The organism is Streptococcus ovuberis, assembly GCF_012396585.1.
Taxonomy (GTDB): Bacteria; Bacillota; Bacilli; order Lactobacillales; family Streptococcaceae; genus Streptococcus; species Streptococcus ovuberis.
The window spans coordinates 21,447-42,865 of the sequence record NZ_JAAXPR010000001.1; the positions used below are offsets into that span (position 1 = coordinate 21,447).

General features: G+C 43.2%; 12 protein-coding genes, 1 tRNA gene and 5 pseudogenes. 7 read left to right on the top strand and 11 right to left on the bottom strand.

All coding sequences use genetic code 11. The annotated features are described in order from the left end of the window. Positions 1-137: 137 nt before the first annotated feature. The 4 genes and pseudogenes from HF992_RS00115 to HF992_RS00130 form a co-directional block, all read left to right on the top strand. Positions 138-974: a Cof-type HAD-IIB family hydrolase gene (locus tag HF992_RS00115; RefSeq protein ID WP_168548041.1), complete on the top strand. Its 837-nt coding sequence runs from the start codon at positions 138-140 to the stop codon at positions 972-974. A gap of 458 nt (positions 975-1,432) precedes the next feature. Beyond that, positions 1,433-1,768, top strand: a pseudogene (locus HF992_RS00120) (IS110 family transposase); the annotation flags it as partial. A gap of 73 nt (positions 1,769-1,841) precedes the next feature. Further along, positions 1,842-2,934, top strand: a protein-coding gene (locus tag HF992_RS00125) for an IS3 family transposase (RefSeq protein WP_168548042.1) whose coding sequence is annotated in 2 segments (ribosomal slippage) — positions 1,842-2,113 and positions 2,112-2,934 — 1,095 coding nt in all. Because the reading frame shifts where the segments join, the coding sequence is not laid out codon by codon here. Between the two features lie 46 nt (positions 2,935-2,980). Next, positions 2,981-3,693: pseudogene (locus tag HF992_RS00130) on the top strand (transposase); the annotation flags it as partial. 258 nt (positions 3,694-3,951) lie between these two features. On the opposite strand, the gene HF992_RS00135 reads toward HF992_RS00130, so the two are convergent. After that, positions 3,952-4,023, bottom strand: a tRNA-Arg gene (locus HF992_RS00135). 174 nt (positions 4,024-4,197) lie between these two features. Here HF992_RS00135 and HF992_RS00140 point away from each other — a divergent pair. Further along, positions 4,198-4,584 (top strand): annotated as a pseudogene (locus HF992_RS00140) (helix-turn-helix domain-containing protein); the annotation flags it as partial. Positions 4,585-4,633: 49 nt separating this feature from the next. Here the strand turns inward: HF992_RS00140 and HF992_RS00145 are convergent. After that, positions 4,634-5,730: pseudogene (locus HF992_RS00145) on the bottom strand (IS3 family transposase). Positions 5,731-6,170: 440 nt separating this feature from the next. Beyond that, positions 6,171-7,423, bottom strand: a pseudogene (locus HF992_RS00150) (IS110 family RNA-guided transposase). Between the two features lie 360 nt (positions 7,424-7,783). Here HF992_RS00150 and HF992_RS00155 point away from each other — a divergent pair. Together HF992_RS00155 and HF992_RS00160 are read left to right on the top strand one after the other, a co-directional pair. Beyond that, entirely contained in the window at positions 7,784-8,776 is a 993-nt protein-coding gene (locus HF992_RS00155) for a Gfo/Idh/MocA family protein (RefSeq protein WP_168548043.1), read from the top strand. Next, complete coding sequence (locus HF992_RS00160) at positions 8,760-9,860, top strand: DEAD/DEAH box helicase (RefSeq protein ID WP_343032935.1); 1,101 nt, start codon at positions 8,760-8,762, stop codon at positions 9,858-9,860. Before HF992_RS00155 ends, HF992_RS00160 begins: the two co-directional genes overlap by 17 nt. A gap of 486 nt (positions 9,861-10,346) precedes the next feature. On the opposite strand, the gene HF992_RS00165 is transcribed toward HF992_RS00160, so the two are convergent. The 8 genes from HF992_RS00165 to arfA form a co-directional block, all read right to left on the bottom strand. Next, complete coding sequence (locus HF992_RS00165) at positions 10,347-11,750, bottom strand: polysaccharide deacetylase family protein (protein WP_168548045.1); 1,404 nt, start codon at positions 11,748-11,750, stop codon at positions 10,347-10,349. Between the two features lie 367 nt (positions 11,751-12,117). Beyond that, positions 12,118-13,467, bottom strand: a complete 1,350-nt coding sequence (locus HF992_RS00170; RefSeq protein WP_168548046.1) for an MATE family efflux transporter — start codon at positions 13,465-13,467, stop codon at positions 12,118-12,120. Between the two features lie 245 nt (positions 13,468-13,712). Continuing rightward, positions 13,713-15,134 (bottom strand): L-arabinose isomerase, encoded by a 1,422-nt coding sequence (gene araA, locus HF992_RS00175; RefSeq protein WP_168548047.1) that lies wholly within the window; start codon positions 15,132-15,134, stop codon positions 13,713-13,715. Positions 15,135-15,182: 48 nt separating this feature from the next. Beyond that, entirely contained in the window at positions 15,183-15,878 is a 696-nt protein-coding gene (locus HF992_RS00180; protein ID WP_168548048.1) for an L-ribulose-5-phosphate 4-epimerase, read from the bottom strand. An 8-nt stretch (positions 15,879-15,886) separates the two neighbouring features. Beyond that, a complete protein-coding gene (locus HF992_RS00185) occupies positions 15,887-17,476 on the bottom strand; it encodes a xylulokinase (protein WP_168548049.1) in 1,590 nt (529 codons plus the stop codon). Positions 17,477-17,571: 95 nt separating this feature from the next. Then, positions 17,572-18,390 carry an aldo/keto reductase gene (locus HF992_RS00190; RefSeq protein WP_168548050.1) on the bottom strand — a complete coding sequence of 273 codons (819 nt, stop codon included), beginning with the start codon at positions 18,388-18,390 and terminating at the stop codon, positions 17,572-17,574. Between the two features lie 16 nt (positions 18,391-18,406). Beyond that, complete coding sequence (locus HF992_RS00195) at positions 18,407-19,846, bottom strand: alpha-N-arabinofuranosidase (RefSeq protein WP_168548051.1); 1,440 nt, start codon at positions 19,844-19,846, stop codon at positions 18,407-18,409. A gap of 61 nt (positions 19,847-19,907) precedes the next feature. Continuing rightward, positions 19,908-21,416: an arabinosylfuranosidase ArfA gene (gene arfA / locus HF992_RS00200; RefSeq protein WP_168548052.1), complete on the bottom strand. Its 1,509-nt coding sequence runs from the start codon at positions 21,414-21,416 to the stop codon at positions 19,908-19,910. Positions 21,417-21,419 lie beyond the last annotated feature (3 nt).

The window sequence follows — 21,419 nt, forward strand, 5'->3', positions numbered from 1 at the left end:
TGAAACGCTTACCTTCAGGTTACCACCTGCTTGATCTTTAGACATCATAGAATAGTATCAATTTTCCCTTTTTTAATACGAGCTAATTTGCCCTTCCTTTTTTATAATATAATTACATTAAGAAACGAGGTCACTACATGTCACAGGTTATTTTTCTAGATGTTGACGGCACATTGGTTAATTACGAAAATGAAATTCCTGCTTCTGCTATCGAAGCCATCAAGTTAGCGCGCCAAAATGGCCACAGGATCTATGCCTGTACAGGTCGGAGCCGAGCTGAAATGCAACCAGAAATCTGGGACATCGGCATTGATGGCATGATTGGTGGCAATGGAAATTACATCGAATCAGATAATCAGGTCATCTACCACAATTCGTTAAGCCTTGCGGAGTGTACAGAGATTGTGGACTATCTGCATGCTCATGGATTAGAATTCTATTTAGAAAGCAACAGCGGACTCTATGCTTCTGAAAACTTCTTTGAACGCTCCATTCCTGTATTACAAGAATATTGTAAACGCAAAGGGATGGATAATGTTCAGGACGTAACTGCTGAAACAGTTATGCACGGCATGGTGTTTGACAGCACTAATTACTACCGAGATGATGTTAACAAAATTTCTTTCATTCTTGAAAGTTACCAAGATTACCTTGATGCCAAGACACACTTTAGTCAATTTGAAGTCAATACTTGGGGCGGAAAGGGGGAGGTTGCCCTCTTTGGGGATGTCGGTGTCAAAGGCATCGATAAAGCCTTTGCGATTGACCAACTCCTCAACCATCTAGGGGCAGACAAGAAAAATACGATCGCTTTTGGAGACGCCAAAATTGATATCCCGATGTTTCAGTATTGCGCCCAGAGCGTCGCTATGGGAAGTGGTGGTCCAGAAGCAAAAGCTGCCGCCGATTATATCACAACAGGCGTTGATGAAGATGGTATCTATCAAGCGTTTAAACATCTGGAATTAATCTGAGAAACTCTAAAAACGCCCAACTCCTTTCAAATACTCCAAAATGGGCTGTTTTATGATTTTGAAAACATTTCGATGAAAAGAAGGCTCAAATATCTCAGATAGTGGGAAACTGTTCCGGAGAAAGAGACTCAGCTTGGATAAATCAAAAAATATACTGTTCAATCATTGTTCGAGCATCTCTCATTATCTTCTAACAATAGAAAACTCTTAGAAATACTGGATCTATAATTTCTGTAGTGGGTAGCTCCCCTAAGGAGATTATGGAGCTTTTTGGGTGTATCAAAACATACTAAGATTAGTAGTGAGGAAATCTCCGACGGGAGAAAATACTCACTACTTTTTCTTTATATTAAAGTAGAGGTGTCTTGTTAAGTCGAAGGGCTTTTAGGCGCTAGATGTCGTGTATTGAAAATGACATCACTAAAACAAGGAATCATTCAAGACAAAGAGGTAAAATCATGCGAGTCGTATTTGGGATTGATGTGAGTAAAGCAAGTTCAGAAGTGGCCATTTTGGTCAATGGCAAAAAGGTTCATAGCTACACCATAACCAACGACGCCATCGGCTTTTCTCGAGGACAATGGCTACGTTTATACACAGCTAAATCCTCTAGGAGCTAAGAAATAACTGGACAGCCTACGTGTCCGTAAGACAAAATTGATGCAGAAAAACTAGCACAATCTCAGTTCGTACTGAATCGTAAACCAACTGATGTGCAGGAAGAAATCTATCAACACTTGAGAGATTTAAGTCGTTTTTATCAGAATCTGACTGAAGACATTGTTAGAGCCAAGTGAATCGGTTACACTAAACTAGACAAAAATTATAAAGTGTTCTACACTGAACTTAAGAAAAGAGGACTCCTTTATGTCTAGAAAACCACGTCGTCACTTCACGGATGATTTCAAAAAACAAATCGTTGACCTTTACCAAGCAGGGAAAAAACGTCGTGAGCTCATCAGAGAATATGAACTAACCCCATCAACCTTCGATAAGTGGGTAAAACAATCCAAAGTAACTGGCTCATTTAAGACCGCCGATAACCTTACTGTTGAACAGCGCGAGCTGATTACCCTCAGAAAACGCAACAAAGAGCTTGAAATGCAGGTTGATATCTTAAAGCAAGCACAGGTGTTATGGCGCAAAAAGGGAAGTGATCGCCGCTAATAAAGATAAATATAAAATTGTGGCTATGTGCCGTTGCTTAAACATCCCGCGTTCCAGCTACTACAAAGCCACTGAACCAGTATCTGAAGCGGAGCTTGAAGAGAAGGTGAAACAGATTTTCCGTGAGAGCAAGGCCAGATATGGTGCTCGAAAAATCAAGAAATGCCTAGAAGCGCAAGATATGCTCGTGTCTCGTCGTCGCATCATGAAGCGATTGAACTTGGTTTCTGTTTACCAGAAAGCCGCAGTCAAACCGCAGTCTAAAGGGAAAAATGAGGCACCCATCCCAAATCGCTTAGCCAGACAATTCAACCAAGAAAAACCCCTGGAAGCCCTTGTCACGGACTTGACCTATGTCCGTGTTGGCAAGCGATGGGCTTATGTTTGCTTGATGATTGACCTCTATAATCGTGAAATCATCGGTCTGTTAGTCGGTTGGCAGAAGACCGCAACACTCGTCAAACAAGCCATTCAGAGCATTCCTTATGCTCTGACCAAAGTCAAGCTATTTCATTCTGACCGTGGCAAGGAGTTTGATAATCAGCTGATTGATGACATGCTGGAGGCCTTCGGAATCACCCGTTCCCTCAGTCAAGCGGGCTGTCCTTATGACAATGCCGTCGCCGAGAGCACCTACCGCTCTTTCAAACTGGAGTTTATCAACCAAGAAACCTTCCATTCACTCGAAGAACTAACCCTGAAAACCAAGGACTATGTCCACTGGTGGAATCATCATCGCATTCACGGTAGTCTCGATTACCAAACACCTATGGCTAAGCGAGTGATCGCTTAACCCAAAAAACACTTTATAAAAATTGTACAGAAAAGGGTTGCCTTTTCAAAGCATCTTGTCAACACCAACTGGCGAACAATACTGGAACTTGGTGATTGCTTTCCCATCTAAAGAATTTGTATTACATTTAACTCAAAGTCAATTGAATAATAGTATTCGTCAATCTACGACCAAACGCATTTCTGACAAGCGAGCCACCTATCTGGCTGACAAACTCAAAGAACTGGCTAAACAAAACTATTGTGCGGTCAAGAAAACCTCTCCAATACTTGAAGAGGTTCGTTACTATGCAAAAGAACTGCTTAGACTATCTGACCGTCGGAAAGCTATTTTAGATGACAGGGTCAAACTGGCTCAGTCATTACCAGAATACGAGATTCTCCTCTCCATACCTGGTATCGCAGAAACGACAGCCACAAGCATTATTGGCGAACTCGCCGACATTCGACGGTTTCAGTCTGCCAACCAGATCAACGCCTTTATCGGCATTGACTTGAGGCACTATGAGTCTGGGAACTTCCTTGCCAAGGAACGTATCACCAAAAGAGGCAATCCTTATGCAGAAAGATTCTCTTCAAGTGTATTCACAACATCGCTTCTGCCAGCCACACCAAGCCTTGCCATATCGCTGATTTTTACGAGAAACGAAAAAGACAATCGCAAACAGCTTCAACGAAACCGCACACGATTGCCGCCATACATCGCCTCATCAGGACAATGTATTACCTCTTTACGCATAACAAATTTTACGAGTACACTTTAGCCAAAAGTCATCTATGCTCTATCATTGTAGCACCTTGTTTCAAAAAATGCCAGATAAGGGGCTCCTTTTGTGTGCACTTTTTAAACCAAACTTTGAACCAAAATAAAATAATTTCCTTGTTTTGCCTACTGGGCTCAAAATAGTTTTCGTCAAATACCTTGATAGACTTGACAAATGGTAGAAAAAAACCACCTCTAAAATATCAAGGCAGATTTGAAATAATAGGATATGTTCACTTTCGGTTACCGTGTCTATCCACTCTAAGGGAATCGAACCCCTATCTCAAGAACCGGAATCTTGCGTGATATCCATTACACTAAGAGTGGCAACTACTATAGTTTATCAAAAGTTTGTAAGTTTGACAAGTACTTTGTCGTGACACCAGGACAAACGCATGAACGCTAATTTCCCAAAGTAAGTTCCACTTTAGCTTTAGCCTAAAACGGATTTTTATGGTGGAATTAAGTCTGAGACGTTTGTACTAGAAATGAGTCCTTACTATGGCAAAATATAAACACCTTACCCTCTCAGACCGCAATGACATCCACCTTGGCTTAGAACGTGGAGAAACCTTCAAAGCCATTGGACAAACTATCCTAAAAAATCCTACCGTTTCCAAAGAGGTCAAACGTAACAGACAGGTCCGCTCTTCTACTAGTGACATTCTTCCTTGTCTTCTCCTTGATAAAGCTCCCTTTGTCTGTAACAGCTGTCCTAAGAGAAGACAAAACTGTGGCTACAAGAAAATCTTATACCTCGCTAAACATGCTCAAAAACAATACGAACAAACCCTCGTTGAGGCTCGAGAAGGAACACCCCTCAACTCTCAAACATTCTGGGACATGGATAAAGTCATTTCTGATGGTGTGAAAAAAAGGCAGCACATCTTGAAAAGGCAACCCTTTTCTGTACAATTTTTATAAAGTGTTTTTTGGGTTAAGCGATCACTCGCTTAGCCATAGGTGTTTGGTAATTGAGACTACCGTGTATGCGATGATGATTCCACCAGTAGACATAGTCCTTGGTTTTAAGAATTAGTTCTTCGAGTGAATGGAAGGTTTCTTGGTTGATAAACTCCAGTTTAAAGGAGCGATAGGTGCTCTCGGCGACGGCATTGTCATAAGGACAGCCAGCTTGACTGAGGGAACGGGTGATTCCGAAGGTTTCAAGCATCTCAGCAATCAGCTGATTATCAAACTCCTTGCCACGGTCAGAATGAAATAGCTTGACTTTGGTCAGAGCATAAGGAATGCTCTGAATGGCTTGTTTGACGAGTGCTGCCGTCTTCTGCCAACCGACTGACAGACCAATGATTTCACGGTTGAAGAGGTCAATGATCAAGCAAACATAAGCCCATCGCTTGCCAACACGGACATAGGTCAAGTCAGTGACAAGGACTTCCAGGAGTTTTTCTTGGTTGAATTGTCTGGCTAAATGATTGGGAATGGGTGCATCATTTTTCCCTTTAGACTGCGGTTTGACTGCGGCTTTCTGATAAACAGAAACCAAGTTCAATCGCTTCATGATGCGACGACGAGACACGAGCATATCTTGCGCTTCTAGGCATTTCTTGATTTTTCGAGCACCATATCTGGCCTTGCTCTCACGGAAAATCTGTTTCACCTTCTCTTCAAGCTCCGCTTCAGATACTGGTTCAGTGGCTTTGTAGTAATAGCTGGAACGAGGAATTTTCAACCAACGACACATGGCTGAAATGCTGTATTTATCCTTATTAGCAGTTATTATTTCTCTCTTCGCGCCATAATCACTGCTGCTTGCTTTAGGATATCGACCTGCATTTCAAGCTCTTTATTGCGCTTTCGGAGTGCGATCAGCTCCCGCTATTCATCGGTAAGGTTATCAAGAGACTTGAAGGAATCTGTTGTTTTAGCTTGTCTCACCCATTTGTCAAAGGTCGAAGGGGTTAGCTCATATTCTCTGAGGAGCTCACGACGCTTTTTCCCTGCTTGGTCAAGGTCAACGATTTGGTGTTTGAAGTCATCCGTAAAATGACGACGGATTTTTCTAGACATATAGTTCTCCTACTTCTTTAGTGTAGAACACTTTATAAGACTGTCTAGTTTAGTGTAACCGATTCATAATTCTTGTCGGCTGTTGAAACATATTTTTTAAGGGGTAGAAAATTTCTGATTTCACCTGAGTCTCTTTTTTAGCTACTTCCTTGACCGCAAAATAGAGTTTCCAAATTACTACTTCACTAGAAATTTCCACCCCAACACTTTTTAGGAGTTCCAAATGGGATGTTACAGTCTGGGAATATCTTTTTCTTTCAACACTTTTCCTTTATAAGCTCAAAACATGGTATAATAAGGAAAGTATTATTAAGTCTAGTGGTAAAAAGTCAAGCCAAAGTTTTCAAAACTTTAGTTGATTTTCTAGAAAACAGGGTGCACTAAAAACACCTAGTGAAAATTGCTTTTTTCACTAGCTTACCCAAGGACTTGTGCCGATATTAGCTATCTTCCATAAGCCTCCTTGGTGGCGGATAGGGTTGGCGGTTGCGTAGTAGCACATCCACCAGACGCACAAATTTTCTAGCGGTTAAGACGATGGCACGTTTGTGTTGCTGTTTAGGCACTTCTTGACACTTCTTCTTGTAAAAGGCTTGATACTCGCTATCGTATCGTCTGACCGAGTTGGCCGCTTCAACCAGGTAATAACAGAGATAGCGATTGCCTCTGGTCACAAGCGAAGTGTTTTGGGAGTTGGATTGACCCGACTGGTTCTGTTTCCAGTTAAGCCCAGCATACTTGGCGACTTGAGGGTGGTCTGTAAAGCGTTCGACTTGCCCAATCTCAGCGATTATCCCAGCAGCGTACACTTTACCAACACCAGGTATGGAGGTTAAGCACTGGTATTCAGGAATGACTTCGACCATCTCTTCGATAGCCTTGTCAATGTCCTTGATCACTTTCTCAAGATTTCTAATTTCTCGAGCGAGCAGTCCAAGAACGACATTGACCGAATCTTGTTGGAGCTTTGGCAGACGGTAAGAGCCACGGACGGCCGCTTGAATGGCTTTGGCAGCTTTTCAGGGGCTTTAAACCGGCCTCTTCCCAGTTTCTGGATAAAGTCTGCCAGCTCTTCAAGAGGAACAGCGGCTAATTCGTCTAGGGTATAGTCTTCGGTCATCAAGGAGATGATGGTGCTTGACCAGAGATTGGTTGAGAGGTTCTCATTCTTGATTTCAGTAGATAAGGTATTGCACTTATAGTAGATACTCTCAATGAAGTGCTGCTTGGTTTTGGTTGACTGCTCAATGAGTTGCAGTCTGGTTCTAGTGAGGTGCTGAAGCGCCATGTATTTCTCTTCCTTGAGAAAAGCTGGTGAAAATCGCTCAATACGGAAATAATCTGCGATATAGAAGGCATCAAGAGCATCATTCTTGTTTTCTTCGAAGGCTTCGCGATACTTCTTGATTTTGTTGGGCTGTTCCACCATGACTTCAACTTTAAGAGCTTTCAAGTCGCTGTCTTCGTGAAAGAACATGGCAGGATGAAAGCTATAGAGACTGGTCGCTTCCATGCCAATGACGATGCGTTCAAAGGCATGGATATCATTGAGTTCAAGAACCTGTTTCTTGATGTCAGAAGCACCCGTTAAGTCATTAGGGAGCGAAGCAGTGAAGGGGGGCGTTGTATCACTGAGCATGATACAAACGTCCAGTTTGGTTGCGCTAACGTCTAAACCGACAAAACATTTCATGTGGAAGGTCTCCTTTCATTTGGATTTGGAAGGTTTCTTGACTACTGTAAGGTTCCCCAGAAACACCTTGAATCAACAGCCTCGCATAAGAGAATTCTGAGCACTAACTCACTTGCCGCCTGTAGCCTACTAGATACAGAAGTGAGCCTAGTGGAAACAGCTAGTGTGTTGGAAGTAGGGACAAGGCTTTTGGGTAACAGACTTTATTTTGAAGTCTACGCAACAAGGGGACAAAGAAACAACCATGAGTCTATTCCATGACTCTATTGCTCTGGAAAACCTTGCAATAGTCAAGCGATAACATTGGTTACACTTGGGATTGAAATATCCCCATTAACTTATTTTACGAGGAGAAACGACATGCTCAGATTAGGAATTATTGGGACAGGTAATATCGCCCACCAGTTTATCACAGCCTGCCAGTTAACAGAACACTATAAGTTAGCCGCCGTCTACTCTCGGACCACCGAAAAAGCTCAAAGCTTTGCGGCGCCTTATGGCGAAATAGAGCTCTATACAGACCTCAAAGCTTTCAGCCAGAGTAATCTGGATGTGGTTTATATCGCTAGCCCCAATAGCTTACACTTCCAGCAGGCAAAAATGCTAATTCTTGCTGGTAAGCATTTGATTGTTGAGAAACCGGCATTTTCAAATCCAAGCGAATTCCAAGCCATCATCAAGCTCGCTGAGGAGAAGCAAGTCCTAGTGCTTGAAGCCGCTCGTAATTACCACGAAAAAAATTGGCAACCAATTCAAGATTTCTTGGCAGATAAAGTGATTTATGGAGCCAGTTTCCACTTTTCTCAATACTCCTCCCGAATGAAAAATCTTCTCCAAGGGATTTACGACAATGCCTTTCAAGCTAAAATGTCTGGCGGTGCTCTAGTTGATTTAGGAATCTACCAAATCTATGCTGCCCACAAACTTTTTGGCCAACCCAAAGCTGCTCGCTATTGTGCAGACCTCTTAGAAACCGGCGTTGACATAGCAGGCTCTGGTCAGCTGCTTTATGAGGACTTTCATGTAAACATGGTTGTCCGTAAAAATGCCCAGTCTAATCTTCCCAGCGAGATCTACACCAATCAGGGAACACTCATTCTCAATCATATCCAAGGGATTGAGAAAGCTAGCTTCCATGATTTAGATGGTAGACTTACCAACTTAGAACTTGCACCACTTGGCCATCTGATGGCTGAGGAAACGCAAGTTTTTGCAGATATACTGATGCATCCAAATAAGCACCAAGAGCTCTACAAACAGCTCCTCAGTACAGCTCAATCCGTTAACCAAACCCTTTATGCCATGCGTCAGGACTCTGGTATCCATTTTGAGGCAGATCAACATGAAAACTAAATTCCCACCTGTCTGGCAAGATCAGATTGACCAACTCGGCTTTACTCATTTTACGCCGATTCAAACTCAAAGTTTTGACCCGATTCGTGACGGCAAATCAGTCCTCGGCATCAGCCCGACAGGAACCGGCAAGACTCTGGCCTATCTCTGGCCCTTACTGTCTTCCGTGACCAGTCAAAAAGCTCAGCAAATCCTTATCCTAGCACCAAATACAGAACTTGCTGGACAAATTTTTGACGTCACTAAAACATGGGCTGAGCCCCTCAACCTGACTTGCCAAGTCTTCCTCTCAGGCTCCAGCCAAAAGCGTCAAATGGAACGCCTCAAAAAGGGGCCTCAAATTTTGATCGGAACACCTGGCCGTATCTGGGAACTCGTCAAACTTAAAAAAATTAAGACGATGGCCATTGATAAGATTGTCTTGGATGAATTTGACCAGCTCTTTAGCGATAGTCAGGCCCAGTTCGTCAATCGGATCCTCAAACATTCTCCACGGGAATACCAGATGATCTACATGTCTGCAACAGATCGTTTTGACTCTAATCAGATTGCCCCCGCAACTTTGACCATCGATGTGCGAGACGGAGGAAAACTTGACAATATTCAACACGTTTACTTAGAAGTTGCTAAACGGGACAAGACAGAGCTCCTACGTAAGATGAGTAATATCCCTGATTTCAGAGCCTTAGCCTTCTTTAACAGTTTGTCTGACCTCGGTGCTACCGAAGAAAAGCTCACCTACCGCTCCGCTAACGTGGTGTCATTGGCTAGCGATGTTAATGTCAAATTCCGTAAAACCATCTTGGAAAAATTCAAGGCTAGCCAGCTCACTCTTCTCTTAGCAACAGATCTGGTTGCCCGTGGCATTGATATTGACAGCCTCGAATGCGTCATCAATGTGGACTTACCTAGAGACTTAGAAACATATACACACCGTGCAGGACGAACAGGTCGCATGGGCAAAAATGGTGTTGTCGTCACTCTCATCTCTCATCCTGAAGAGCTCAAAACGCTTAAAAAGTATGCTCAGGTTCGGCCGATTTTCCTAAAAAATCAAACCTTCTATTTTGACGATTCTCAGTAAAAAACACCTTATCAAACTCCCACGCCAGACGCCTGAAGACATTGCTGCTTTCAGGATGATAGTTACACCTGGCTAATGAAATGAATCACTTTTTGCCTGAAACCAACCTCTTTTTAGGAACGTTCCTGAACAGTGTGTGCGCGTCAAAAATGGTTGCTTGCATTTTCTTCGTACATCCGTCATACTCAAAAACAGCCCTCTCTCTTGACGAAAGGGCTGCTTTCATTTTTGCTAAACTCAGGCTAATTTTGCTAGAAACCGAGACTGTTTCATCCAATCCAGATTCTATTAGCCGATCTTGGTCCTCGTGACTCCGATCCTTCTTATCGGGTTTACCCCTCAGTAGCAGTTCCTAGAACGATGCTCATACTCATTTAAACTCATAAATAGCTACTTAACAGCCATGACTCCTGCCTTCACCTTTGATATTAGACTCTGATAGGTTATTAGTATCTTAGATTTGCTATTTTTGATTTTTACTGAGCATCAATAACCATATAGTTCGTTGAGGGTTACAAACTGATACCCTTCTGATTTTAGAAATTCAATAACAGCTGGAAGGGCATCTACAGTGGATTGATGGATATCGTGCATCAAAATTACCCCTCCACTGGTAGCTTGTGCTTTGACACGTTCAAGAATAGAAGCAGGATTTCGTGACTGCCAATCTAAAGTATCGATCGTCCATGTCACAATGGGTAAACCAGCATGTTGCTCTACTACTGCATTGAAACTGCCGTAAGGTGGCCTTAGCACAGTTGGTAATTGCCCAGATACCCGTAGAATCAAGTCCTGTGTCTGAGTTACCTCAGCCCTGATTTGGTCAGGGCTGATTTTGGTCAAATAAGGGTGACTCCAAGTATGGTTAGCCAGCTGGTGACCTTCTGCCGCCATACGCTGGACGATGGATTCATTCCCCAAAATACTCTGCCCCAGCAGGAAAAAAGTGGCCTTAATCTGGTGACTAGCCAATAAATCCAAGACCTGAGGGGTTGTTTCTGGCCTCGGTCCATCATCAAAGGTCAGGGCGATAACCTTACCGATGGCTACCGGTTTAGGGCCACGTGCTCTCGCCGCTGCTTCAGCGGCTAGTCGAGCTTCTTCTGCTAAACGAGCCGCCTCCTTCTCCGCCAAGTAGGCGTCATAATGCGCACGGGCTTCGTCCTTTAAAAAATCCGTTTCCATAATCTCAAAAAGCTCTGTATAAAAGAGTTCAATCCGTTCTTCTCCAGGCGAAAATGCCACTTCCAATCCAGAAGATGTTACCGCAAACGGCAGATTCGAAAAGGTCTGCTCCAAATAAGCCTGATCGTTATAGATGTCGTCTTCCGTTTTCCCTACATCCCTCAAATGATTTAAAACTAATTGGGTAAAAGCGTCTCGATCCTTGATCAGTTGCTCCAGTGTCATTCTATCTCCTTCAGCATTGAGATAGGTGCTCCCCAGTAACTCTTGTCCCTTAAGCTCAAATTGATGGCTTTTTCTATCAAATCGGTAGCCCTTCTCCAGCAACTCCACCTGCCGGACACCTGTCAAGGCTGTCTCCTGACTGCTATACGAAAAGGCCCAGAAATCCTCCTCTTCTTGATTCGATGACGCTTTCAGTTGCTCCAAATGTCCCGCTTGAAGCTCTTTGGACCAGCTAAGTGCCGAGCCATTCTGATTAACCAAATCCTGTCTCAGATAATGCTTCGTTCCTTCCTCAATGACCTCTTGCCTAACCTTCAGCCCTTGTTGCTCATGAGCCATTTGCTCTGTCTCTATGAGAGTCTCGATAGCCTTTGTCCGAACCTGCTGATCATAGACCATTTTTCCCAAAAATCCTATCACAACAAGCAAGACAAGCCCACTGAAAATCCCAAACACCCTTTTTTGATTCTTGCGAAACATAGCTGTCCTTTCAGTTGCAGTATTTAATCATTATAACACAAGTGATCTGTCTATCCTAGACAAAGTACCAATCAAGAGAAAGTTATTATCTCATAAAGCAACGTAAATAAAAGAACAAGAATAACCAAGAACATCTGTTTCACACTAAATCCTATGAGGTATCAGACTTACGCTCTACACTAACTCCATAGCAAGGTCAAACAGCAAAGGCAACATTTTTCTATATAACTTTTATAAAGTGTTTTTGTTAAGCGATGATTCGCGTAGCTATTGGGGTTTGGTAGTTGAGATTTATATAAAATATGATCTCCATAATGAATCTGGGCATTAGACAACAAAAAACGAGCCAAAAGCTCGTCTCTTGTCTTTAATCACCTTGACGACGGAGGTATTTTTTTAGCTGTTTGGTGACGATGTAGGTTGTTGGTATTAAGACTAGTACACTACCAAGCCAAGCCGCTGGATTAGCGGCAGCTATACCGGTAAAACCAAAATAATGTAAGCCGATTAAAGCCACCACTACTCGCATAATCAATTCCATAATGCCTGCCAAGGTTGGAGCAAAGCTTTTTCCAAGCCCTTGAATAAAACCTCTCAACACAAAGAGAATGGCTAGAATCCAGTAGCATAAGCCATTAATGACGTAATAAGAGAATGCCATCTGGTAGATTGCTTCTGAGCCATTAGGTAGGAAAAGAGCAGAAAAAAATCGATTTCCCATCAGAAGAATAGCTGCAAATAACAACGACCAAGCAACAGACAAGGCAACTGTTTTTTGGACCCCTTCAAAGATACGCCCATAGAACTTTGCACCATAATTTTGAGCAGCAAAGGTAGAAATGGCCTGTCCAAGATTAATCATGGGTAACATGGCTAATTGGTCTGTCCGACTAGCGATAGATTGTGCCGCAATTGCCTCCGTCCCAAGCTGGTTAAGGGCGTACTGCAAGGTCATAGTCCCAATTGCAATGATAGATGCTTGAAATCCCATTGGCAAACCTAATTGAAGATGCTTTTGGTATTCTCCTTTTGAAAGGAGAGTCCAATCCTTTTTGGCGAGCTGAAGCTGAGGGACCCGTTTGTTGATATGCCAAAATAAGAAAAGAACGGAGAGCATCTGGGCAAGAATGGTAGCCACACCAGCACCGAAGACCCCCATTTTAAAATTCAGGATAAAGATAAAGTCGAGAGCCACATTAAGGATGACCGCTACAATCAAAGCAAACAAAGGTGTGCGGCTATCTCCCAAAGCCCTAATGCTGTTAGACAAATAATTATAAAGAATCGTTGCCAACATCCCTCCAAGAATAGCCCTTAAAAACTGTTTCGATTGAGCGAGCAATTCTTGAGGTGTTTGCATCAATCTCAAGAGACTTTCCAAAAAAATTTGGGAGAACACTGTCAGTATAAGGCCAATAGCAAGGGATAAGACTAAGCCCGTAGCAAAAGAACGTTTGATATCAACCGAATCTTTGGCACCATAACGTTGTGCCAAAATCACTGAAAATCCGCCAGTCAGCCCTTGTGCAAAGCCCAGAATGAAAAAAACAATACTACCTGTCGAGCCTACAGCCGCAAAGGCTTTTTCCCCTAAAGTATGCCCAACAATCATGCTATCTGCAAAATTATAGAACAACTGAAAAATACTACCAATCACCAATGGCAAGGCAAAGGCAAGAATCACCTTAATCGGCTTTCCTACTGTCAAATCCTGCATCTTGTTCTCCTATATTTTATTATTCTTTATTAGCAAAGATTAGCATATCTTAATTAGGCCATTCTGTCAATGGAATCACAAAAACATTTCGCATGATTTGGATGATTTAAATGCAAGTCTTATGCTTTAGAGATACTCTTACAGATTATTACATTATATACGAAAGAAACACCATAAAACTCTCTAACTAGAGACATAAATTTTATGGTGTTCAATCTTGATAAAGGGAATTAAAACTATCTTTACTAGTTGATTAAAACATAATCGAGATTAACTAACTTAGCCCAAGTGATGATTTGATCGCTGGTTAAGTTAAGTGAAACTACCGTATGGTGACCGCCACCCGCTTCAATCCAAGCTTTAATCCCGTCTTGGAAGTTAGGCTTCACTTCCCAAAGCACGCGCGCTACTGGAAGGTTTGGCGCTTCAACTGTTGGCTCAAAGGCTGTCACTTCATTGATCAAGAGTTTAAACTCAGTACCAAAGTCAGCCATTGACACAACGACACCGTCACCAGCTTTACCATCAAAAACAAGACGCGCTGGATCTGCTTTACCACCGATACCCAGTGGTGATACCAAGATTTTCGGCTTGTTTTTCGCAAGACTTGGGTCTACTTCAAGCATATGTGACTGCAAGATAGCTTCTTTGCCAAGCCCCATCTCATAGGTATAGTCTTCCATGAAACCGGTGTTTTGGTTATGAGACATGATTTTCATGAAGCGATCAAGCGCTGCAGTTTTCCAGTCACCTTCTCCTGCAAACCCATAACCATCAGCCATCAAGCGTTGCACCGCAAGACCTGGCAATTGTTCCAAACCATAAAGATCTTGGAAATTGCTCGAAAAGGCTGTGTATCCCCCTTCATCTAAGAAACGCTTCAAGGCAATTTCATATTTTGCTTGTTCCTTAACATGGTGTTCCCAAGTTTCTTTGTCATAATCTGCATAGTCAAAGTCATACAACTCTTCGTAGGTTGCAAACAAGTCGTTAACTTCTTCGTCTGTCACAGCATTGACGACTTCAACCAAATCACCGACTGCATAGTAATCCACAGTCCAGCCAAATTTGATTTGAGCTTCAACTTTGTCACCATCTGTTACAGCCACATCACGCATGTTGTCCCCAAACCGCGCAACTTTGATATTAAACCCTTCATTGTAGGCAACTGCAACATCCATCCAGGCACCAATGTCTTTTTGGACAGACTCATTTTGCCAATAACCAACGATAATTTTGTTGTTTTTCTTGAGGCGAGCATTGATAAAGCCATATTCACGGTCACCGTGAGCCGCTTGATTCAAGTTCATGAAGTCCATATCGATGGTTGCCCACGGAATTGATTCATTGTATTGGGTTGCCAAGTGAAGCAACGGCTTTTGAAGCAGATTCGTGCCACGGATCCACATTTTAGCTGGTGAGAAGGTATGCATCCATGTAATAACACCAGCTACATCGTCACGGTAGTTTACTTCCTTCATAAGCTTCGTGATGACATCTGCTGACACGGCTAATTCTTCTTGGAATTCAACAGGATAAGGCAAATGCCCTGACTTGTTAAGCACATCAGCCATTTCACGACCGTGTTTACGCACTTCTTCTAGCGCTTCTTCCCCATAGAGGTGTTGGGAACCGATGACAAACCAAAAAACGTTCTTATCTGACATGTTGTATTTCTCCTTTGTTTGAGATGATTCTCATTTTTATGTTTACGATTATTTTTGACCGTAGTAGGCGTTCTTACCGTGCTTACGGAGGTAGTGCTTATCCAAGACATATTGTGGCAGTTCAGGGGCAAATGGATTAAGCATGCGCGTATAGTAATTCATTTTACACACTTCTTCTAGGACAACGGCATGCATGACAGCGTCAGCTGCATCTTTCCCCCAAGTAAAGGGGCCGTGTCCTTGCAGCAAGATACCTGGAATGGCCACCGGATCAAGACCACGTTTTTCAAAAGTCTCAACGATAACATTTCCCGTCTCATGCTCATAACCCGCATCTAATTCTTCTTTGCTTAAAAATCGGGCGCAGGGTACCGTTCCATAAAAGGTGTCGGCATGAGTTGTACCCATGGCAGGAACATCTTGACCAGACTGGGCCCAGCTGGCTGCCCATGGCGAATGGGTATGGACGATACCACCAATGCTGTCATAGGTCTTGTACAAGACTGCATGTGTCGGCATGTCAGATGATGGGCGTAGTTTACCTTCAATGACATTTCCATCAAAGTCACAGACCACCATATCATTGGCAGTCATAATAGCATAGTCAACACCAGATGGCTTGATGACAAACAATCCTGATTCACGATCGACGGCACTGACATTTCCCCAAGTGTACTTAATCAAGTCGCGCTTAGGGAGTTCAAGATTGGCCTGAAATACGGCTTCTTTTAATGCTTCTAACATGGTTCCTCCTATTTGATCAGGTCAACAGCTAATTTTTCCAGCTCTAAACCTGGTTTGTAACGCTCCATAAATTGCTTGAAACCACCAATATCATCTGCTTCTGGAGCGATGGTTTCTGTTACGGCTGTCGCAAATACTTTCGTTTCCAAATATTCTGCCAACGAAAGGTCGGAGTGATTGAGGTAATCGGCCAAGAGAGCAATTCCCCACGCTCCTCCTTCTCCAGCTGTTTCCATCACAGAAACGGGTGTTTCAATAGCTGAGGCCAAGAGACGCTGAGCCACTTCTGGTGTTTTAAAGATGCCACCATGGCCTAAAATACGGTCAATATGGATGTTTTCTTTTTGAGTTAAGATATCCATCCCTAAGGACAGGGTCGCAAAGGCTGATAGGATATGGCTACGCATCAAGTTAGCCACTGTCAAACGGCTTTCTGGCGTGCGAACTAACATCGGACGGCCTTCGTCGATGCCAGTAATGCTTTCTCCTGAATAATAACCGATGCTCAAGAGTTCCCCACAGTCTTTTTCACCTTTCAATGCTTCTTTAAAGAGCATTGAATAAGCAACATCCATAGACAAGTCTTGACCTGCTAATCGACTAAATTCATGGAAAAGTTTCACCCAAGCGTTGATGTCTGAACTACAGTTATTGGCGTGAACCATGGCGACAGTATCGCCAACTGGCGTTGTTACCACATCAATTTCAGGGTATCGGCTTTTGAGGTCCTCTTCTAAAACAATCATAGCAAAGATGGAGGTTCCAGCGGAAACATTCCCAGTTCTAGGGGCAATACTGTTGGTTGCGACCATTCCTGTTCCAGCATCGCCTTCCGGTGGACAGAGTGGAATCCCAGCCTCTAGGTGACCTGATGGATCAAGAAGTTTCGCCCCTTTTTCTGTTAATCGACCAGCTGATTGACCAGCGCTTAAAACACTAGGCAAAACTTGCTCTAAAGTCCATGAGAAAGCTTTCGGTGCAATCAGATCATTAAAGCTTTGAACATAGTCTTGACGGTAGTCCGCTGTCTTAGGATCAATGGGGAACATGCCTGATGCATCCCCAACCCCTAATACTTTTTCACCCGTCAATTGCCAATGAACATATCCTGCAAGCGTTGTCAAGAAATGCAACTCTGGAAGATGCTTTTCTTCGTTTAAGATAGCTTGATAAAGATGGGCAATACTCCAACGTTCTGGAATATTGAATCCCAGACGCTCGCTCAAGGCTTCAGCAGCCTGACTGGTCATGGTGTTTCGCCAAGTCCGAAAGGGTACCAATAACTGATCGTCTTTGTCGAACGCCATGTAACCATGCATCATAGCACTAATGCCCAGACTACCAACCTGCGTCAATGAGGCGTCATATTTTTCTTGGACATCTTCCGCCAATTTGGCATAAGCATCCTGGATACCTTTCCAGATAGCCTCCAAATCATAGGTCCAAACCCCATCTACCAACTGGTTCTCCCATTCATGGCTCCCAGAAGCAATCGGCAATTGACGGCTATCAATCAGCACAGCTTTAATTCGTGTTGATCCAAATTCAATCCCAAGAGCTGTTTGGCCACTGAGAATATCTTGTTTTTCTTGAAGCATGATAACCTCCTATATTTTTAATTTTTGAAGAAATATATTGATCTAAATGAGGAAATAACTGATCAAAAGCACCGATACTGTTTAGCGATTAACTTTTACAAACTATCTAAGTAAGTCATATCTTCTGGTTCAATCGTAAAGTCGACTTGACCATTTTGAAGGATGTACTCCTCATGGACAGATTTTGGCAAGGGGAGAATATTTTTCTCCAATAGGTAACGAATACAGATTTGAGGGATTGATTTCACATATTTATCTGCCATCTTCTGAATCCCTTCATCACCGAGTAAACGCCCTGTCGCAATGGGAGAATACCCTTCTACCAGGATATTGTGTTTTTCACAAAAAGCCAGTACTTCAGGATTGGTATTTCCGATATGGTAAATGATCTGGTTAACCATTGGTGTAATCCGCGCTTTTTCAAGCAGATGTTCCAAATCGTCAACGCTAAAGTTAGACACACCAATCGCACGGAGTTTTCCAGCTTCGTAGGCATCTTCTAAAGCGCGCCACATTTCTGCGTTTTCGTCATAATAGTGGTTAATGATAGGACGTTTATGCATTTCACTCCACGGACGAGGAGCATGGATCAACATCAAATCAATGTAATCCACTCCGAGTTGCTTTAAACTCTCATCAATGGCACGAACAGACTCCTCATAAGATTTCCATTCCGCAGGAATTTTTGACGTAATAAAGACCTCTTTGCGGGCAAGACCGCTATCTTTAACACCACGACCGACTTCTTCTTGGTTGCCATACACATAAGCAGTATCCACATGGTAATAGCCGTTTTCAAGAGCAAATTTGGTAGCACGGTAGGCATCATTAGGCGCAGACTGCCAAGTTCCAAGGCCCACTTTGTGGATTTCTACACCGTTTGCTAAGGTAAAGGTTTCTTTTAAGATAGACATGAGATCTCCTCTTTCATTATTGTTCGATCTGTACAGTCACAACAGACATCGGTGGTACTGTTAAGCTCACTGTCTCATCCGTTGTTGATACACCGTCAAAGGATTGAATGGTAATCGTTTCTGGATGATCAAAATCGTTATGAGCATCCATGGTCTCTGCGGTAATATAGCGTGCATCCACTACTTTACCAGAATATGCCCCTGAAAAGTCTAAGGTCTTTTCTTCATCCAAGGAGAAGTTACATACAGAAATAGAGACAAGGCCATTTTTCTTAGAAACAGTATATGAGACGGTGTCATCGGTTTCCCCATACGAGGAAACTAACTCTGCCTCTTGATGGACTTTATAAAGATCAAAAACGTGATAACTTGGGGTTTTCACCATTTGATCCCCTTCTGTCAGGATCATGGATTGTAAGACGTTAACAGTCTGGGCAATATTGGCCATGTGAACCCGCTCAGCATGTTTATGGAAAATATTGAGCGTCACTGCTGCTACCATCGCATCACGAATCGTGTTTTGCTGGTAAAGGAAGCCTGGATTCGTTCCTGGTTCAACCGCCAACCATGACCCCCACTCATCGACAATGAGACCAACCCGTTTTTCAGGATCGTATTTGTCCATGATGGTGCTGTGTTTAGTAATCAACTCATCCATCTTCTGAGCACTCTTGAGAAGAGACCACCAGTGGTCTTCTTTAAAGCCAGTAGCAGGCCCTTTATCCAACCACTCACCCGTCAAGGCATAGTGGTGTAAGCTGATGCCATCCATAAATGGTGCAGCGATTTGCATGACCTTATCCATCCAGTTGTAATCATCAATATTTGGCCCACAAGCAATTTTGTAAATCTTTTCAGTACCATATTGGCGAACATAAGTCTGATAGCGTCTGTATTCATCCGCATAATACTCGGGACGCATGTTTCCACCACATCCCCAGCTTTCGTTACCCACACCAAAGAACTTGACAGACCACGGCTCTTCTTGGCCATTTTCACGACGAAGGTTAGCCATAGGAGACTCACCTCCCATGGTCATGTATTCAACCCATTCTTGCATTTCTTGAACGGTGCCACTACCAACGTTACCGTTGACATAAACCTCACAGCCGAGTTGCTTGGTTAGCTCGAAAAATTCATGGGTCCCAAAATGGTTATTTTCTGTGACGCCACCCCAGTGGGTGTTGACGATTTTTTTACGATTTTCTTTAGGGCCGATCCCGTCTTTCCAGTGGTATTCGTCTGCAAAACAACCACCCGGCCATCTGAGAACTGGAATTTGAATATTTTTCAAGGCTTCAACCACATCAATGCGCATGCCATTGACATTAGGAATAGACGAGTCTTCGCCCACATAGAGACCTTCGTAAATACAACGGCCAAGATGTTCCGCGAAATGGCCATAGATGTATTTTGAAATTTTTGGACCTTGTTGGTCGGTCAATGTTACTTTCATGTTTGCTCCTTTTTAAATGTCATACCAACTGATTTTCGCTAGTTGTGAGTGGCCAAACGATTTAGTTAACTGCCAAGCGGATCACATTCCAAGATAAGGGCTCTAATTGCAGAGTAACACCTTCTTCTGACACTGCATAACGAGTTGAGTCAACAGGTTTGACATCGTTTGAGGCCAGTGTGTTGACTGCTTTAATGGCATGTCCTGCAATTTGAGTAAAGGCAGTGACACCTGTCACCTTAAGACCTAGACTGTCAATGCTAAAAGCCATTTCCTCTCTTGAGCGGTTTACCGCAAAGACAGTGACTTCGGTTTCAGCTTCGTTGAGGACTGCAATAGATTCCAGATATGGAATGGCATCGTAGTGACCAGCACTATAGGAATCGGTTTGGATGAGTGGTGTCAACACAGTCCCGCGCCCATATTTGGCAGCCTGCATGAACGGGTAAAAAATGGTCTGACGCCATGCTGGACTGTCATTGTCGTTTTCTTCTGTAAAGATCGGCGCAATAACATTAACCAACTGAGCCAAACAAGCGATTTTAATACGATCAGCGTGTTTCAGAAGCGTGATTAACAGCGTCCCAAAAACTAGTGTGTCTTCAAAGTTGTAATGATCTTCTAACTGTGGTGGGGCAATCAACCAAGGCTTGATGGTCTTGTCAAACTCATTAGAGTGGTACCAAATGTTCCATTCGTCAAAGGAAAGGTTCATTTGTTTCTTGCTATGTTTTTTAGCCTTGATAGCATCACACATAGCGGTTACCCCCTTGATAAATTCATCCATGTCAAGAGAGCAAGCCAGATACTCTTCTAAGTTGTTGGCAGGGTTGCCGTAATACTGGTGAAGAGACAGGTAATCCACATAATCATAGGTATGGTCTAAAACGGTTAGTTCCCAGTCCCCAAAGGTCGGCATTTGGCTATTAGAACTACCACAAGCAACCAGTTCAATGGAATCATCTACCAACTTCATCGCTTTAGCAGTTTCACTCGCTGCACGACCGTATTCTTCAGCTGTTTTATGGCCGATTTGCCATGGACCATCCATCTCATTTCCGATACACCAGGTTTTAATGGCAAACGGTTCTTGACGACCATTGGCAATGCGTCGGTCACTCCATTCTGTCCCACTTGGGAAGTTGCAGTATTCGACGAGTTGTCTGGCTTCGTCAATCCCACGCGTTCCCATATTGACCGCCATATTGACCTCTGCTCCGACTTCTTCCGCCCAATCAAAGAATTCATGGATGCCGACTTCGTTGGTCTCGATCGCTCGCCAAGCTAAATCTGTACGTCTAGGACGCTTATCTTTAGGCCCAACACCATCTTCCCAGTTATAACCCGATAAGAAGTTCCCGCCTGGATAACGGACCAGGGTAACTCCTAATTCTTTGACCAATTCTTTGACGTCATTACGGAACCCATTGGCATCACTCGACGCATGATCTGGTTGGTAAATCCCTCCATAAACTGCTCGTCCCATGTGCTCAATGAAAGAGCCGTAAATCCGTTTATCCACTTGTGAAATTTGCATGTCTTTCACAAGTTTTAAAGATGCTTTTTGCATATC

Excerpts from the sequence above, each read along its gene's own strand:
- HF992_RS00115 (WP_168548041.1), top strand. The coding sequence starts at position 138 with ATGTCACAGGTTATTTTTCTAGATGTTGACGGCACATTGGTTAATTAC.
- HF992_RS00165 (WP_168548045.1), bottom strand. The coding sequence starts at position 11,750 with ATGTTTCGCAAGAATCAAAAAAGGGTGTTTGGGATTTTCAGTGGGCTT.
- araA (WP_168548047.1), bottom strand. The coding sequence starts at position 15,134 with ATGTCAGATAAGAACGTTTTTTGGTTTGTCATCGGTTCCCAACACCTC.
- arfA (WP_168548052.1), bottom strand. The coding sequence starts at position 21,416 with ATGCAAAAAGCATCTTTAAAACTTGTGAAAGACATGCAAATTTCACAA.
- HF992_RS00190 (WP_168548050.1), bottom strand. The coding sequence starts at position 18,390 with ATGTCTATCTTAAAAGAAACCTTTACCTTAGCAAACGGTGTAGAAATC.
- HF992_RS00170 (WP_168548046.1), bottom strand. The coding sequence starts at position 13,467 with ATGCAGGATTTGACAGTAGGAAAGCCGATTAAGGTGATTCTTGCCTTT.
- HF992_RS00195 (WP_168548051.1), bottom strand. The coding sequence starts at position 19,846 with ATGAAAGTAACATTGACCGACCAACAAGGTCCAAAAATTTCAAAATAC.
- HF992_RS00185 (WP_168548049.1), bottom strand. The coding sequence starts at position 17,476 with ATGCTTCAAGAAAAACAAGATATTCTCAGTGGCCAAACAGCTCTTGGG.
- HF992_RS00155 (WP_168548043.1), top strand. The coding sequence starts at position 7,784 with ATGCTCAGATTAGGAATTATTGGGACAGGTAATATCGCCCACCAGTTT.
- HF992_RS00180 (WP_168548048.1), bottom strand. The coding sequence starts at position 15,878 with ATGTTAGAAGCATTAAAAGAAGCCGTATTTCAGGCCAATCTTGAACTC.